We start from the raw sequence: 15683 nt of genomic DNA, 5'->3' as shown, positions 1-15683 counted from the left end.
TGCCGCCGTCGAGCCTGCGAGCCGCGCTTGTGGCTCTTGCTTGCCCGCACGCGTTGCCGGGGCCCGCGCGGCGCACGCCGCCCTGCGCGGCGGCTACCGGCGCACGCTGTCCGTTGCATCCGTGGCTGCGGTTGACCCGGGTCATGGCCGCAGCGCCGTGTCCGGCGCAGACTGCAGCCATGACGACTGCGAGCCTTGCCGCGCTGGTCCAGCGGGTCCGCGGCGCCGCGTGCCTGCTGCTGCTCGCCGCGACGCTGCCGGCGGCGGCCGCCGAACCGGTGCTGGCGCCGGGCCAATACCTGTGGACGCCGGAACTGGCACCGAGCGGACCGGTGGTGGTGGTGGTCAGCCTGCCCGAACAACTGGCGCACGTGTACCGCAACGGCGTGCGCATCGGCGTGTCGACGGTGAGCACCGGGATGCCGGGGCACGAGACCCCGACCGGCGTGTTCACCATCCTGGAAAAGCGCCGCGAGCACTACTCCAACCTCTACGACGCTGCGCCGATGCCGTTCATGCAGCGGCTGACCTGGGACGGCATCGCGCTGCATGCCGGCAAGCTGCCCGGTTATCCGGCCTCGCACGGGTGCGTGCGCCTGCCATACCGCTTCTCCGAACTGCTGTTCGCCACCACCGCGCGCGGGATGACCGTGGTGATCGCCGATGCCACGTCGCACATGCCGGCAGTGACCTATCCGGGCTGGTTCGCACCGGTGGCCCCGGGCACCGGGCAGCCGCGCCCGGTGGCGGCGGCGATGGCGACGGGGGCCTACCGCTGGCAGCCGGAGCTGGCGCCGGCCGGGCCGCTGACCGTGGTGCTGAGCCTGGGCGACGGCGAACTGGCGGTGCTGCGCCAGGGCGTGGAAATCGGGCGCGCGCCGGTGCAGTGGCAGGGCCCCGCCTACAGCGGCACCCGCGCCTGGGTGCTGCTGGAGGGCGATGGCACCGGCGCCAGCAGCGTCGCCCCGGACCGCCCGGCGCGACGCTGGATGGAGGCGACCGCCTCGGGTGCACCGGCCGATGCCGTGGTGGCCGCGGTGCGCGCGGGCAAGCTGCAGCTCCCGCCGGCCTTCGCCGCCGCGCTGTACGACGCGCTCGCGCCCGGCGCCACGCTGGTGGTCACCGGCGATTCCCTGGGCCTGAACCCGTCCGCGCAGGCCGCCGCTGGCGATGACATCACGGTGCTGGAAGCCGAACCTGCGACATCGGTTCAGCCAGCCGGGGACTGATGCCGCTATCCTGCGGCAATGTCGCGTTTTCACCTCGCCTTGACCTTGCTGGCTGCGGGCGCAATCGCCGGCTGCGCCGCGCCCGAGCCCCGTCCTCAGCCCGCGCCCGCCGCCGCGCCGGCGGCCGCTGCCATCGCGCCGCCCACGGCCACGCCGGTGCCGCCCGCGGCCGATCGCAAAGCCGTCGTGCTCGAACAGCTGTCGCGGCTGGCGCCCGACGCCGACCGCGGGGTGCTGGCGCTGGCGCTGGAGGCACGCAGCTGCGCAATGGCCGCCGGTGACGTCGCCGACGGCTCGCGGCTGGCGGTGATCGACTACACCCGGCCTTCGACCCAGCCGCGGCTGTGGGTCTTCGACCTCGAGCGCGGGCGGTTGCTGTACGACGAGCATGTCGCCCACGGCAGTGGCAGTGGCGAGAATTTCGCCACCGCCTTCTCCAACCGCGACGGCAGCCACCAGACCAGCCTGGGCCTGTTCGCCACCGCCGACACCTACGTCGGCGGCAACGGTTACTCGCTGCGCATGGACGGGCTGGATCCGGGTTTCAACGACAACGCCCGCCAGCGCCTGATCGTGATGCACGGCGCGTCGTACGTGGATCCGGTGCAGGCCCGGCGCCAGGGCCGGCTCGGCCGCAGCTGGGGGTGCCCGGCGCTGCGGCCGCAGGTGGCGCACGCGGTGATCGACACGCTCAAGGGCGGCCAGTTGCTGTTCGCCTACGCCGACGAAGCCGACTGGCTGTCGGGCTCGCGCTGGTTCGGCTGCAGCGGACGCAACGCGCGCGAGATCCTGGCCAGTGCGCGCCGTGGCGGCGGCGGCCTGCAGGTGGCAGCGCGCTAGCGAACGAGGCTTGGCCGACGCGCATGCGGCAGGTGCCCTGCAGCCGCGGCGCGCCCTGGCAATTCCGCGCCGGCGCCATCCACCCGTCGCGCTTTCGCGGCGCACCCCGGCTGGAGTAGGCTCGGCGTTCGCGACGCGCATCCATCAGGGGAGATGCGGTGACCTTGTCTGCACTGAAGATCCTGGTGGTCGAGGACCACGGCTTCCAGCGCCGCATGGCCCTGCGCCTGCTGGCCGAGCTCGGCATCGAAACCGTGCAGGAAGCCGCCGACGGCATCGCCGCGCTGGAACTCCTGCAGCGCCTGTCGGAGCCGCCGGACGTGGTGCTGGTGGACCTGGACATGCCCGGCATGGACGGGATCGAATTCATCGGCCACGTCGCCCAGCTGCGGCTGGCGCGCGGCGTCGCGCTGGTCAGCGCGCTCGACCCGGCGCTGCTCAACACCGTGCAGACCATGGCCCGTGCCTACGGGCTGCACGTGCTGGGCAGCGTCGAGAAGCCGTTGACGGTCGACAAGCTGCAGGGCGTGCTCGCTTCCTACAAGGTGCGGCTGCAGGACGAAGACGACGACGAACCGGCCGAAGCCAGCCTCGAGGACATGCGCGCCGCGTTGCTCAACGGCCAGCTGCTGCCATGGTTCCAGCCGCAGGTCGAGTTCGGCAACGGCAAGGTGGTGTCGGTCGAGGCGCTGGCGCGCTGGCGCCGCAGCGACGGCCACATCGTGCGGCCGCTGCAGTTCGTGCCGCTGCTCGAGCGCGAAGGGCTGGCGCCGCGCTTGACCGACCTGATGCTGGAGCAGGCCTGCCAGTGGAAGCGGCGCTGGGACGACCAGGGCCTGCGCCTGCACGTGTCGGTCAACGTGTCGGCGTCGACACTGGCCGACCCGGCCGCCGCCGACCACTACCAGCAGATCGTGCAGGACCACGGCGTGGACCCGCGCGAGGTGGTGCTGGAGGTGACCGAGAGCTCGCTGATGGCCGATGCCGCGCGCGGGCTCGGGGTGCTGGCGCGGTTGCGGCTGAAGGGCTTCGGCCTGTCGATCGACGACTTCGGCACCGGCTATTCGTCGTTGTCGCAGTTGTCGCAGATCCCGTTCACCGAACTCAAGATCGACCAGGGCTTCGTCTCCGGCGCGCACACCGATCCGCGCAAGCGCGCGGTGATCGAAGCCAGCCTCGAGCTGGCGCGCAAGCTGCAGCTGGAAGTGGTCGCCGAGGGCGTGGAGACCGTCGAGGACTGGCAGATGCTGGCAGAGCTGGGCTGCGGCATGGCCCAGGGCTACCTGATCGCCAAGCCGGCGCCGGGCGAGGAACTGGCCGCGGTGGTCGCGCGCTGGCGGCGCCCGGAATACTGAGCCGCGGCCGTGCGCCTGCGGCAGGGGAACCCGAGCATCCGCCGCCAGTTGCTGGCGCTGTTCGGCCTGCTGCTGCTGACCGGCGCCACCGTGCTGGTGATCGACGAGATCGCGCAGTACCGCGCGCGGCAATCGCTGCATTCGCTGCGCGACCAATCGCTGGGGCGGCTGCGCGCGCTCAAGGCGGTGGCCGACGGCTACAGCCTCGGCGTAGTCGACACCACCTTCAAGGTCCGCAACTACCTGATCGACTGGCCGCAGGGGCTGGCGACCCTGGACCGTGCCCATGCCGACATCGATCGCAGCTGGCGCGAGCTGGAACGGATGCCGAGGGCGCCGGCGCAGCAGCGCTTGTTCACCGAGACCGCGCAGGCGCGGCTGCGCGCGGACCGCGCCCTGCTCGACCTGCGCGCGATCCTGGTGCGGCGCGACATCCATGGCCTGGGCCAGTTCGCCGACAACGACCTGTACCCGGCGATCGACCCGGTCAGCACCCGGCTGCAGCGGCTCAGCGACCTGGCGATGGTCGCGGCGCAGGGCACGGTCCGCGCCGACGTGGTGCGCGGCTATCGCACCAGCGCGCTGCGCATCGGCCTGTCGCTGCTGGCGTTGCTGGTGGCGGCGCTGGCCGGGCGCCGGATCCTGCGCAACGCCTATCGCGGGGTCGAAAGCCTGACCTGGCTGGCGCAACGCATGCGCGAGCACGACTACGTGGCCGAGCCGGACGAACGTCCGCGCGGCGAACTGGGCGAGGTGATGGACGCGTTCCTGGACATGCGCGGGGACGTGCTGCGCTTCGAGAACGAGCTCACCGACCAGCTGGTGCGCAACGAGCAGGTGCGCGAAGCGCTGGGCCAGCGCGAGGCGTTCCAGCGCTCGCTGCTGGACGCGGCGCAGACCGCGATCGTCGCGGTCGATGCCGACGGCGTGTTCACCCTGGTCAATCCCTTCGCCGAGCAGCTGCTGGGCTGGTCGGCGGCCGAGCTGCTGGGCAAGCGGCGGCTGGACGTGCTGTTCGAGCCGGAGTCCCTGCAGGCGCTGGCGCAGTCGCTGGGCAGGCAGCAGGGGCGTGAACTGCCGGCCGACTGGAGCGCGCTGCGGCAGCTGGCCGCGCGCAAGCAGGCGCCGCGCGAGATGTCGCTGCAGCACCGGCGCGGCCGCGCCCTGCCGGTGCTGCTGGCGCTGTCGGCGATGCGCGACGAGGCCGGCGGCCTCGAAGGCATGCTGCTGGTGGCCGCGGACCTGTCGGCGCTCAAGCGACTGGAACGCGCGCTGCGCGACAGCGAGGCGCGCGCCAAGGAGGCCAACCACGCCAAGAGCGCGTTCCTGGCGGCGATGAGCCACGAGATCCGCACGCCGATGATCGGCGTCACCGGCATGGTCGAGGTGCTGGCGCACACCGCGCTCGACGCCGACCAGCGGCGCGCGCTCAACGTGATCCAGTCCTCGGCGCAATCGTTGCTGCAGATCATCGGCGACATCCTCGACTTCTCCAAGATCGAAGCCGGCCGGCTGGAGCTGCAGCCGGCCGCGACCAGCCTGTCGCGGGTGATCCACGGCGCGGTAGCCAACTTCAGCGGCTCGGCGTCGAGCAAGGGCCTGACCCTGACCTGCAGCGTGGACGAGCGCGTGCCGCCGGCGCATTACGCCGATGCGCTGCGCCTGCGGCAGATCCTCGGCAACTTCCTGTCCAACGCGATCAAGTTCACCGAGGCCGGCGTGGTCCAGGCGGTGCTGGAGTGGCGCGGCGGCGATCCGCGCGGCGATCCCGACGCCGGCCGCGACCTGCTCTGCTTCCGCGTCACCGACACCGGCATCGGCGTCAGCGCCGAAGCGCAGGCGCGCCTGTTCCAGCCGTTCGCGCAGGCCGAGGGCGACACCACCCGGCGCTATGGCGGTACCGGCCTGGGGCTGGCGATCTGCCGCCGGCTGGCCGAGCTGATGGGCGGCGAGGTCAGCATGGAAAGCGTGCCGGGCCTGGGCACGACGATGCGGCTGCTGGTGGCGTTGCCGCGCGCGCCGCTGTCCGAGGTCGCGCCGGAGCCGGTCTCGGCGGCGGCCGCCGCCGGCTTCACCGCGCGCAGCCTGCCCGCGGTCGAGGAGGCCGAACGCGAACGCAGCCTGGTGCTGCTGGTCGATGACCATCCCACCAACCGCCTGGTGATCGCGCGCCAGCTGGCGCTGGCCGGCTACGCCAGCGAAGCCGCCGAGGACGGCGCGGCGGGCCTGGAGAAATGGCGCAGCGGCCGCTACGCGCTGCTGCTATCGGACGTGCACATGCCGCGGCTCGATGGCTACGGCCTGGCGCACGCGATCCGCGCCGAGGAAGCGCTGCGCGGGCTGCCGCGCACCCCGATCGTGGCGTTGACGGCGTCGGCGCTGAAGGGCGAGGCCGAGCGATGCCTGGCCGCGGGCATGGACGACTACCTGGCCAAGCCGGTCGGCATCCCGGCGCTGACGGCGGCGTTGCAGCGGTGGCTGCCGCATACGATCCCGGCCGCCGCCGGCGACGTCGCGCCGATCGCCATGCCGTTGCCGCAACTGGCGCACCCGCCCGCGCTGGACCCGGTCACGCTCGACGCGCTGACCGGGGGCGACCCCGCGATTGCGCGCGAACTGCTCGACGACTTCCTCGCCAGCACCGTGCAGGACCTGGCCGAACTCGATGCCGCGCGCGCCGCCGGCGACCTGCCCGCGCTGACCCGCCAGGCGCACAAGATCAAGGGCGCGGCGCGCATGGTCGGCGCGGTCGAACTGGCCGAAACCGCCGGCCAGCTGGAAGCCAGCGGCCGCGGCGAGGAATGGCCGGCGATCCTGCCGCTGGCCGCCGACCTGGCGACCGCCGCCGAACGCCTGCGGCGCCACGTGGACGAGCGCTACCCGCACTGAGCATGCACGCAGCATGCACGGCCGGCTGACGAGGATTGCGGCCCACCTGCCACGGATGCGCCATGGGCACGATTGCAGTGATCGCCAACGCGGGCTCGGGCGCAGGCCGCGAACGCCCGGATCCTTCCAGCCTCCCGGGCGTGTTCCGCCAGCATGGCCTGCACGCGACCGTGCACGAGTTGGCGCCGGGCGGCGACATGGACGCCCTGCTCGACCGCGCACTCGCGGCGGGCGCCGGCTGCCTGGTCGCCGCCGGTGGCGATGGCACCGTCAACGCCGTTGCCGCGCGCGCGCTCGAGCGCGACCTGGAGCTGGGCGTGCTGCCGCTGGGCACGCTCAACCATTTCGCCCGCGACCTCGGCATCCCCGACGAGCTCGACGCCGCCGTGCGGGTGATCGCCGAAGGCCGCAGCCGCCTGGTCGACGTCGGCACGGTCAACGACAAGCTGTTCCTCAACAACGCCAGCATCGGCCTGTACGCCACCATCGTGCTGGACCGCGAGTCGCAGCAGCGCCGACTCGGGCGCGGCAAGTGGCAGGCGCTGTGCCGCGCGACCCTCGCCGCGCTGCGCGACCCCGACCCCTTCGAGGTCGCGGTCGAGGTCGACGGCAGGCAGCTGCGGCGGACCACGCCGTTCCTGTTCGTCGGCAACAACGACTACATCGTGCAGGGTCCCGCGGCCGGGCAGCGGGCGCGCCTGGACGACGGCACGCTGTCGCTGTACGTGTTGCACCCGCGCACCGCCCTCGGGCTGCTGTGGCTGGCGTTGCGCACGCTGCTGCGCGGCCGCTCCGGCGCCCGCGACCTCGACGCCTTCAGCGCGGGCGCGCTGACCGTCGCGGCGCGCGCGCCGCAGCTGGACGTGGCCCGCGACGGCGAGGTCGAGGCGATGGCGACGCCGGTGCGGTTCGCGGTACGGCCGCGCGCGCTGCGGGTGCTGGCACCCGACCCGGGGGCCGGCTGATGCGCACCATCGTCCACCTCTCCGACCTGCATTTCGGCCGCGTCGACCCGGTGCTGCTGGCGCCGCTGGCGCAGGCGGTCGCCGCCTGCGCGCCGGACCTCGTGGTGGTGTCCGGCGACCTCACCCAGCGCGCGCGCGCGCGGCAGTTCCGCGCCGCGGCCGCGTACCTGCGCACGCTGCCGATGCCGCAACTGGTGGTGCCCGGCAACCACGATGTCCCGTTGTACGACGTGCTGCGGCGGTTCCTGGCGCCGCTGGCGCGGTTCCGCCGCTACATCGGCAGCGAGGACTTCCCGTACCACCAGGACGCGGAGATCGCGGTGATCGGCATCAACACCGCGCGCTCGCTGACGTTCAAGGGTGGGCGCATCAACCGCGAGCAGGTCGCCGAAGTCGAGCGCCGCTTCCGCGGCCTGCCGGAGGCGGTGACCCGGATCGTGGTCAGCCACCATCCCTTCGACATCCCCGCCCATGGCGACGAAGGCGATCTCGTCGGCCGCGCAGGGATGGCGATGCAGGCGTTTTCCGGCTGCGGCGTCGACCTGTTCCTGTCCGGGCACCTGCACCATTCGCATGCGGCCAACACCGCGGCGCGCTACGACATCGACGGCTACGCCGCATTGGTGGTCCAGGCCGGCACCGCGACCTCGACCCGTGGCCGCGGCGAAGCCAACGCCTTCAACGTGCTGCGCATCGGCGCGGCCGACATGGCGCTGGAGACGCAGGCCTGGGCGGCGGATCGGGGCGCCTTCCTGCCTTTGGCGCAGCAGCATTTCCATTACGCCCACGGCAGCGGCTGGGCCGCGCGCCCGGCCTGAGCCATGGTCCGCCGGGGCGGTGTTAGGCTGCGGGCTTCGTGTTCACGGCGGAGTCGCGGATGAAAACGATCCTGGTGGCCAGTTCCAAGGGCGGTGCCGGCAAGACCACCATCGCCACCCACCTCGCGGCCCAGGCCGCGCTGTCCGGGAAACGCACGGTGCTGGTCGATGCCGACCCGCAGCGCTCCTCCACCCGCTGGGCCGAACGCCGCGCCGGGCTCGACAGCGCGGTGCTGCCGGTGGACGGCAGCAAGGCCGAGCGCGGCTGGCAGCGCGCACTGCCGGAGAACACCCAGGTCGTGGTGATCGACGGCGCGGCCGGCGCGATGGCGCACGAGCTGATGCCGTTCCTGGAGCGCGCCGACGCGGTGCTGGTGCCGGTGCTGCCGTCGACCCTCGACATCGAAGCCACCGTGCCGTTCCTGGACAGCCTTGCCAAGCTGGCGCGGGTGCGTCGCGGCCAGCTGCCGGTCGGGCTGGTGGGCAACAAGCTGCGGCCCTGGACCAACGCCTCGCAGCAGGCGCTGGAGTTGTGGCGGCAATGGCCCTATCCGGTGGTGGCGCAGTTGCGCGACAGCCAGGCGTATTCGGTGCTGGTCGGCCTGGGCAAGAGCCTGTTCGACTACCACTCCGCCCAGGTGCGCGAACACCAGGACGACTGGCAACCGCTGCTGCGCTGGCTGAAGAAGTGAGCTGATCGCGGTCGTCGCCGCCGTCTTCGGCGCTCACGCCAACTCCCGCGCGCTCGGCTACGCTGGCGGCATCCGCGCGCACGCGCACGCACACCCATCGAGAGCACCGGCATGAGAGAGCTGATCCTGCTGCGCCACGCCCATGCCGAACCGGCCAGCACCGGCCAGGCCGACCTGGACCGGCCGTTGTCGCCCGAAGGCCTGGCCGAGGCCGAAGCCGCCGGGCGCTGGCTTGCCGAGCGTGGACTGGTCCCGGACTGCGTGCTGTGTTCGCCGGCGCGGCGCACGCGCGAAACGCTGGAAGCGGTGCTGGGCGCGATCGGCTACGTCGAGCAACGGCTGGACGACGCCATCTACGAAGCGACCTCGGGCACGCTCGCGGCGCTGGCCGACAGCCATCGCGACGCCGAGCGGCTGCTGCTGGTCGGCCACAACCCCGGGCTCGAGCACCTGGCCGCGCTGATGCACAGCGGCCAGTCCGGCGATTATCGCGGCATGCCGCCGGGCGGCATCGCGGTGTTGACCCTGCCCGCGGACGCGGCGATCGAGCCCGGCGTCGCGACCCTCTCCGCCTTCTGGTGGCCGTGAGCCAACCGGGTCGCCTCCGGAGCCGGGGCGCCTGGCTGCTGGGCGCGGCGTTGCTGGCCGTCGCCACGCTGGCGCAGGCGACGCAGATCGACGGTGTCGCCTCGCGGGTGGGCTTCAGCCTGACCACGCGCTGGGGGCAGGTGCTGGAGGGGCGCTTCCCGACCGTCCACGGCGAAGTCGAGGAATTGCCCGACGGCCGCCACCAGGTGCGGCTGCTGCTGTCGACCCGCGACGTCGAGATCGTGGGCCATCCGGGCTATACCCGCTTCACCCGCGGCGGCGGCTTCTTCGATGCCGACCACTGGCCGCAGGTCGAATTCCTGTCCGATGCCTACGCGCCCGCGCTGTTGCAGCATGGCGGCGCACTGGCCGGCACGCTGCGCATCCGCGGCGTGCACCGGCGCGAGGTGTTCGAGATCGCGCCGGCGGGTTGCGCGCTGCCGGGCCGGGATTGCGACGTGGTCGCCACCGGCACCATCCACCGCGGCGACTACGGCATGGACCGCTGGAAGTTCGCCGTGTCGGCGGACGTCGGCTTCTCGTTGCGGATGCGCGTGCGCGGGGGCGCGGGCGCATGAACCGCATGCTGCGCGCGCTGGCGCTGTTGCTGGCGTTGTCCGCCGTCGCCTGCACCACGCTGTCGCCGGCGCAACGCACGCGCAGCCAGGCGATCGCGTTGTCGGCGCGCGCGCCGCAGGCCGGGTGCGAGCGTGCCGATGCCTGCGCGCGGCCGTCGCCGCTGCACCAGCTCGGTGCGCGCGCCTTCGCCAGCAGCACGCCGGCTGCGCCACGCCACTACGCCCTGATCCTGGACCACGGCCAGGACGCGCTGCTGGCGCGGATCGACCTGATCCGCAGCGCCACCAGTTCGATCGACCTGCAGACCTACATCTTCGACGAGGACGACGCCGGCCACCTGTTCCTCGACGAACTGCTGGCCGCGGCGCGGCGCGGGGTCAGGGTACGGGTGCTGGTCGACCAGCTGTCGGCGCTCAAGCGGGTGGATACGCTGGCGGCGCTCGCCGGCGCGCAGGCCGGTTTCGACCTGCGCATCTACAACCCGGTGCTGGGGCGCGCGCGGCTGAGCTATCCGCAATACCTGCTGGCCGCCGCCTGCTGCTGGCGCAGGCTCAACCAGCGCATGCACAGCAAGCTGCTGCTGGTGGATGGCGCGGTCGGCATCAGCGGCGGGCGCAACTACCAGGACGACTATTACGACTGGGACGACCAATACAATTTCCGCGATCGCGACGTGCTGGTCGCGGGGCCGGTGGCGCGCGAGATGGCGGCCAACTTCCAGGCGTTCTGGGACGACCGCCGCAGCGTGCCGCCGTCGCAGCTGCGCGACGTCGGCGGCCGCCTGCTGGCCAGTGGCGTGCCGGCGCTGGCCGACGCGCCGTTCGAGCATCCGCGACGCGTGGCGCAGGTCTCGCGCGATGTCGACGCCGGCACGCGGATCGCCGCGCTCGCCGCCGCCGCCCTGCCCGTGGCCGCCGTCGCCTACATCGCCGACCTGCCGCAGAAGCACCGGGCCGACAACGAACGGCCGGCGCCGGCGTCGACCGAACTGCGCGCGCTGATCGAGTCGGCGCACGACGAGGTGTTGCTGCAGACGCCCTACCTGGTGCTGTCGCGGCCGGCGCAGGACATGTTCCGCGCCCTGCGCCAGCGCCCGCAGCCGCCGCGGGTGATCGTCTCCACCAATTCGCTGGCCTCGACCGACTCGTTCATCACCTACGCGCTGTCGTACAAGTACAAGCGCCGCTACCTGCGCGACTTCGGTTTCGAGATCCACGAGTTCAAGCCGTTCCCGGCCGACGCGCCGATCGACCTGGCCGCCACCGGGGCAACGTTGCCGCCGGTGCCCAGCGACGAGGAACTGGCGCAGGCGCGCGAACGGCTGCTGGCCGCGCGCAACGGTTCCGGCGCGCATGCGCAGCGCTACCGGCGGCCGTTGCAGGCCGAATACGCGGCGCTGCGCTACGCCCGCCGCAGCGCCAACGAGCGCGTGCCGCTGGCGCGCGCCGGGGTACGCATCGGCCTGCACGCCAAGTCGCTGGTGGTCGACGAACGCGTCGGCGTGGTCGGCACCCACAACTTCGATCCCCGTGGCGATCGCTACAACACCGAGGGCGCGGTGGTGGTGGACGATCCCGCGTTCGCGCGCGCGCTGGCGGAGAGCATCCGCCGCGACATCGCGCCGGACAACGCCTGGACCATCGCCCGGCGCCCGGACCCGCCGCTGTTCTCCGGGCTGGAATACACGCTGGCCAAGGTTTCCGAGCGCATGCCGATCTTCGACCTGTGGCCGGTGCGCTACGCCACCAGCTACGAGTTCGTGCCCGGGCCCCAGTGCCCGCGGACGCTGTCGCCGTTCGATCCGCGCTTCCGCGACTGCTACCGGCCGGTCGGCGACTTCCCCGAAGTGGACCTGGGCCTGAAGTCGCTGCTGACGCGGATCTTCACGGCTTTCGGCGCGGGACTGGCCCCGATCCTCTGAACCGGGCTTGCGGCGGCGGCAAAGGGTTTCGCCGGGCCTGCCAGGTCGCGGCAGGGAGTGGGTTCGGAACGCCACGCGCCGGGCGCGCAACCTAGTCCCGGGATGCCTTCAGTGGGGTGACCAATGGCCCATGGCAGGGTGTGAATGGTGTTGTAGATTACCAGCACACCAATTCACCAAGGCTTCCAAGGAGGCCGCCATGACCACCCCCCTGCGCAGCGTCACCTATTCCCGGCACCCGGCGGCCCCCCGGCCGCAGCCGGCCAGCCCGGCCCGCCGTGCCGTCTATCGCCAGCGCGACCTCGGCGTGGGCTACGGCAATAGCAGCGGCTACGCCAGCGAGCGCCGCTACGCCCGCGACTGGAACGGCCAGCCACATTTCCGCTGCGCCTGAAACGCGCCGGCACCTCGATCCGCGCGCCGGGGCGGGACGATCGCAAGGGTTTCGGGCGCCTCCCCACGCCCGCGGTTGTCGGCGGCGGTTGCGGCATTGGGTCGTGACCGCCGTCGGCCACCGGATCCCATCCGGCCGGCGACGCGCGTTATCGTGGCGGCATGACCGCCTCCCCGCCGCGTGCCCCGTTTCGTCGTGAAGCCACCGTGGCCGGGCTCAACGCGCTCTCGCAGGGCACCGCGATGCAGCCGCTGGGCATCGAGTTCACCGAAATTGGCCCCGATTTCCTGCGTGCGACCATGCCGGTCGACGAGCGCACCCGCCAGCCCTACGGCCTGCTGCATGGCGGCGCCTCGGTGCTGCTGGCCGAAACCCTCGGCAGCACGGCCGGCGGACTCTGCGTGAACGAGGACCAGGGCGTGGTCGGCATCGAAATCAACGCCAACCACTTGGCCGGCGTGCGCAGCGGGCAGGTCACCGGCACCGCGCGGCCGCTGCATGTCGGCCGCAGCACGCAGGTCTGGGAGATCCGCATCGAGGACGCCCAGGGCCGCCTGGCCTGCATCTCGCGCCTGACCCTGGCGGTGGTTCCGCTGCGCGCGCGCTGATGGCGCCGCACGCGGGGGCCGCCAATGCCGGCGCCGCCGCGCAGGCGGACTTCCCGCCGCAAGCCGAATCATGCAGCGCACGGAGGCAACCGCATGCCGGCGTCGTGCCGGGCCGGCCGCAACCGCGGGCCTTCCACGTTCGTCCTTGATTGACGCGCTGGCGACTGTCGCCCTAGTCTGCGCGTCTTCCCTTCCCCCCTCGAACCGGACCCGACATGTCGATTTCGCTGAACTTCGAACTCAACGACCGTGACCTGGAGCATTTCCACGCGGCGATGACCTCGGCGAAAAAGGCGGCCGGCAACAAGTCCGCGCAGGAAATCATCGAGTGCGCCGCCAAGTTGCTGGAGGACGCGCAGAAGGTGCAGATCCCCGATTTCATCCTGCAGCGCCTGCTGCGCCTGGACGACATGATCGCGATGGTGCGCGACGAGGCCTGGGCGTTGCCGGAGGCGGATCGCGAGCGGGTGCTGTCGGCGCTGGTGTACTTCTGCGATCCCAACGACGTGATCCCCGACAACGTCGCGGTGCTGGGCTTCCTCGACGACGCGATCATGATCGAACTGTCGGTGCGCGAGCTCAAGCACGAGATCGACGCCTACGACGACTTCTGCGATTTCCGCCAGCAGCAGGCGCAGCGCCGCGGGCTGGAGGCGGACAAGGTCGGCCGCGCCGAGTGGCTGGAAGGGCGCCGCGAGGAGCTGGTCGAACGCATGCACCAGCGCCGCGACCGCGACATGGGCGTGGGCTACGGCAGCAGCAGCGGCTACGGCTCCAGGCAGGGCAGCTACGTGCGTACCTGGCGCCCGGGCATGTTCAAGTTCACCTGAGTCGCCCCAGGCCGGCGCCGCCTCGACGGTGCCGGCCCGCAAGTGCCCGCCTGCGCGGGCTTCGGCTATCGTGCCCGGATGCATCCTGCTCCCATCAGTCGCCACCAGCCGCGCAGTGACCGCATGACCGCGCCGCGCCCGCGCGCCAATGGCCGTGCCCCGATGCGGAAGGCTTGAGCGTGCGCTGGCTGCGTTACGGCTACCGGTTGCCGCTGCTGCTGTGGCACGTGCTGGTCGACCTGCCACTGGTGCTGGTGCTGCTGAACCCCCTGACCGGCGGGATCCGGATGGGCGGCGAGCGGCTGGACCACCGCCTGATCCAGGCCTGGTCGGCGGGGCTGGTGCGGGTGTTCGGCTTCCGCCTGCGCCGCAGCGGCACGCCGCTGGCGGGCGCGACCGTGTTCGTCGCCAACCACGTCAGCTGGGTCGACATCGTGGTCCTGCACAGCCAGCGGATGATGGGTTTCGTCGCCAAGCGCGAGATCGCCGGCTGGCCGCTGGTCGGGTGGATGGCGTCGCGCGCCGAGACCATCTTCCACGAGCGTGGCAACACCGAATCGCTGGGTGGCGTGCTGCACGCCATGCTCGCGCGGTTGCGCGGCGGCCACTCGGTCGGGGTGTTCCCCGAGGGCCGCACCCGCGATGGCCGCGAGATCGGGCCGTTCCACGCCCGCATCTTCCTGGCCGCGGTCGAGGCCGGCGCGCCGGTGCAGCCGGTGGCGCTGCGCTACGGCGAGCACGGCCAGGCGCAGACCCGGGTGGCGTTCCAGCCCGGCGAAGGTTTCCTCGGCAATTTCCTGCGCCTGCTCGGTGAACCGGCGCGGATCGCGGACGTGCGGTTCCTGGCGCCGATCGCGCCGGGCGACGCGCAGGGCCGGCGCCGCATCGCCGAGCTGGCGCGCGAACGCATCGTCGCGGCGATGGCGCAATGACGCCGGCCTCGCTGTCGACACGCCCGCGATGCTGAGCGCCGCCGATTACCACCCGCCCTGGTGGCTGCGCAACGGCCACCTGCAAACGATGCTGGGCTCCAACCCGTGGCGGCGGCGGCGCGGCGTCGAAGCACTGGCTGAGGCCGGTGCGGCCACCAGCGAACACCTGGTCGACGGCGGCGACGGGGTGCGCCTGCACGGCCTGTACAGCGCGGTGCCCGGGGTCGAGCCGCGCGGGCTGGCGTTGCTGCTGCATGGCTGGGAAGGCAGCGCCGAATCCAGCTACATGCGCCTGACCGCGGCCCAGTTCCTGCGGCGCGGCTTCGCCACCTTCCGGCTCAACTTCCGCGACCACGGCAACACCCACCACCTCAACGAGGCGCTGTTCCATTCCAATCGCATCGACGAGGTGGTGCACGGCGCCGGCGACATCGCGCGGCGCTTCTGGCCCGACGCCGGGCCACGGCGGCCGCTGGTGGCGGCGGGCTATTCGCTGGGCGGCAACTTCGCGCTGCGGCTTGCGCTGCGGGCGCCGGCCGCGGGCCTGCCGCTGGCGCGGGTGGCCGCGGTCTGCCCGGTGCTGGACCCGGCCAGGACCATGGCCAACATGGAACGCGGCTGGCACGTCTATGAGCGCTACTTCGAACGCAAGTGGCGGCAGTCGCTGCTGCGCAAGCGCGCGCTGTTCCCCGGCACGCACGACTTCGACGACCGCACCCTGCACCTGGGCATGCGCGAACTGACCCGCTGGCTGGTGCAGCGGCATACCGATTTCGGCACGCTGGACAACTACTTCGACGGCTACGCGATCGCCGGCGACCGGCTGGCGCCGCTGCAGGTGCCCGCCGACATCCTGATGGCGGCCGACGACCCGGTGATCCCGCTGCAGGAATTCCATGCGCTGTCGCTGCCGGCCGTCGCGCGCCTGGAAATCGCCGCGCAGGGCGGCCACTGCGGCTTCCTGCTCGGTGCGCGCATGGACGGCTTCGCCGAGGCCTGGGTCGCGGACCGGCTGGCGCCGCCCGGCGACTGAAACGCCACCG

15 protein-coding genes are annotated in these 15683 nt (G+C 72.5%); all 15 read left to right on the top strand.

Annotated elements, in window-relative coordinates; translation table 11 throughout:
* Nucleotides 1–179 precede the first annotated feature (179 nt).
* The 15 genes from MQC88_RS09810 (at nt 180) to MQC88_RS09740 (ending at nt 15673) form a co-directional block, all read left to right on the top strand.
* Nucleotides 180–1229, top strand: coding sequence for a L,D-transpeptidase family protein (locus tag MQC88_RS09810; RefSeq protein ID WP_243321525.1), 1050 nt, complete (start codon nt 180–182; stop codon nt 1227–1229).
* 63 nt (nt 1230–1292) lie between these two features.
* The gene (locus MQC88_RS09805) at nt 1293–2069 is read left to right on the top strand and encodes a murein L,D-transpeptidase catalytic domain family protein (RefSeq protein WP_425491618.1); all 777 of its coding nucleotides are present in this window, start codon (nt 1293–1295) and stop codon (nt 2067–2069) included.
* 158 nt (nt 2070–2227) lie between these two features.
* A complete protein-coding gene (locus MQC88_RS09800; RefSeq protein WP_243321520.1) occupies nt 2228–3424 on the top strand; it encodes an EAL domain-containing response regulator in 1197 nt (398 codons plus the stop codon).
* Nucleotides 3425–3433: 9 nt separating this feature from the next.
* Complete coding sequence (locus MQC88_RS09795) at nt 3434–6313, top strand: ATP-binding protein (RefSeq protein ID WP_243321519.1); 2880 nt, start codon at nt 3434–3436, stop codon at nt 6311–6313.
* Nucleotides 6314–6375: 62 nt separating this feature from the next.
* On the top strand, nt 6376–7278 hold the full coding sequence (locus tag MQC88_RS09790; protein ID WP_243321517.1) for a diacylglycerol/lipid kinase family protein: 903 nt from the start codon (nt 6376–6378) through the stop codon (nt 7276–7278).
* The gene (locus MQC88_RS09785) at nt 7278–8096 is read left to right on the top strand and encodes a metallophosphoesterase family protein (protein WP_243321516.1); all 819 of its coding nucleotides are present in this window, start codon (nt 7278–7280) and stop codon (nt 8094–8096) included. The genes MQC88_RS09790 and MQC88_RS09785 overlap by 1 nt, the downstream gene beginning before the upstream one ends.
* A 59-nt stretch (nt 8097–8155) precedes the next feature.
* On the top strand, nt 8156–8788 hold the full coding sequence (locus MQC88_RS09780; protein ID WP_243321513.1) for a ParA family protein: 633 nt from the start codon (nt 8156–8158) through the stop codon (nt 8786–8788).
* Between the two features lie 111 nt (nt 8789–8899).
* A complete protein-coding gene (locus MQC88_RS09775; protein ID WP_243321510.1) occupies nt 8900–9376 on the top strand; it encodes a SixA phosphatase family protein in 477 nt (158 codons plus the stop codon).
* Complete coding sequence (locus MQC88_RS09770; RefSeq protein WP_243321509.1) at nt 9373–9954, top strand: YceI family protein; 582 nt, start codon at nt 9373–9375, stop codon at nt 9952–9954. The genes MQC88_RS09775 and MQC88_RS09770 overlap by 4 nt, the downstream gene beginning before the upstream one ends.
* Nucleotides 9951–11876 (top strand): phospholipase D-like domain-containing protein, encoded by a 1926-nt coding sequence (locus tag MQC88_RS09765; protein WP_243321507.1) that lies wholly within the window; start codon nt 9951–9953, stop codon nt 11874–11876. Before MQC88_RS09770 ends, MQC88_RS09765 begins: the two co-directional genes overlap by 4 nt.
* A gap of 199 nt (nt 11877–12075) precedes the next feature.
* Complete coding sequence (locus tag MQC88_RS09760; RefSeq protein ID WP_243321505.1) at nt 12076–12270, top strand: hypothetical protein; 195 nt, start codon at nt 12076–12078, stop codon at nt 12268–12270.
* 161 nt (nt 12271–12431) lie between these two features.
* The gene (locus MQC88_RS09755) at nt 12432–12878 is read left to right on the top strand and encodes a hotdog fold thioesterase (protein ID WP_243321502.1); all 447 of its coding nucleotides are present in this window, start codon (nt 12432–12434) and stop codon (nt 12876–12878) included.
* Nucleotides 12879–13093: 215 nt separating this feature from the next.
* Entirely contained in the window at nt 13094–13708 is a 615-nt protein-coding gene (locus tag MQC88_RS09750) for a YkvA family protein (RefSeq protein ID WP_243321500.1), read from the top strand.
* A 173-nt stretch (nt 13709–13881) separates the two neighbouring features.
* Nucleotides 13882–14640, top strand: coding sequence for a lysophospholipid acyltransferase family protein (locus MQC88_RS09745; protein WP_243321498.1), 759 nt, complete (start codon nt 13882–13884; stop codon nt 14638–14640).
* A 31-nt stretch (nt 14641–14671) separates the two neighbouring features.
* On the top strand, nt 14672–15673 hold the full coding sequence (locus MQC88_RS09740) for a YheT family hydrolase (RefSeq protein WP_243321904.1): 1002 nt from the start codon (nt 14672–14674) through the stop codon (nt 15671–15673).
* Nucleotides 15674–15683: the final 10 nt, after the last annotated feature.

The organism is Cognatiluteimonas sedimenti (genome assembly GCF_022808325.1).
GTDB lineage: Bacteria > Pseudomonadota > Gammaproteobacteria > Xanthomonadales > Xanthomonadaceae > Cognatiluteimonas > Cognatiluteimonas sedimenti.
Note: the sequence above shows the minus strand (reverse complement) of the source record. Positions and strands in the feature narration are given on the sequence as shown.

Coding starts and splice junctions, on each gene's coding strand:
- MQC88_RS09755 (WP_243321502.1), top strand. CDS start 12,432: ATGACCGCCTCCCCGCCGCGTGCCCCGTTTCGTCGTGAAGCCACCGTG.
- MQC88_RS09785 (WP_243321516.1), top strand. CDS start 7,278: ATGCGCACCATCGTCCACCTCTCCGACCTGCATTTCGGCCGCGTCGAC.
- MQC88_RS09750 (WP_243321500.1), top strand. CDS start 13,094: ATGTCGATTTCGCTGAACTTCGAACTCAACGACCGTGACCTGGAGCAT.
- MQC88_RS09780 (WP_243321513.1), top strand. CDS start 8,156: ATGAAAACGATCCTGGTGGCCAGTTCCAAGGGCGGTGCCGGCAAGACC.
- MQC88_RS09790 (WP_243321517.1), top strand. CDS start 6,376: ATGGGCACGATTGCAGTGATCGCCAACGCGGGCTCGGGCGCAGGCCGC.
- MQC88_RS09775 (WP_243321510.1), top strand. CDS start 8,900: ATGAGAGAGCTGATCCTGCTGCGCCACGCCCATGCCGAACCGGCCAGC.
- MQC88_RS09810 (WP_243321525.1), top strand. CDS start 180: ATGACGACTGCGAGCCTTGCCGCGCTGGTCCAGCGGGTCCGCGGCGCC.
- MQC88_RS09765 (WP_243321507.1), top strand. CDS start 9,951: ATGAACCGCATGCTGCGCGCGCTGGCGCTGTTGCTGGCGTTGTCCGCC.
- MQC88_RS09760 (WP_243321505.1), top strand. CDS start 12,076: ATGACCACCCCCCTGCGCAGCGTCACCTATTCCCGGCACCCGGCGGCC.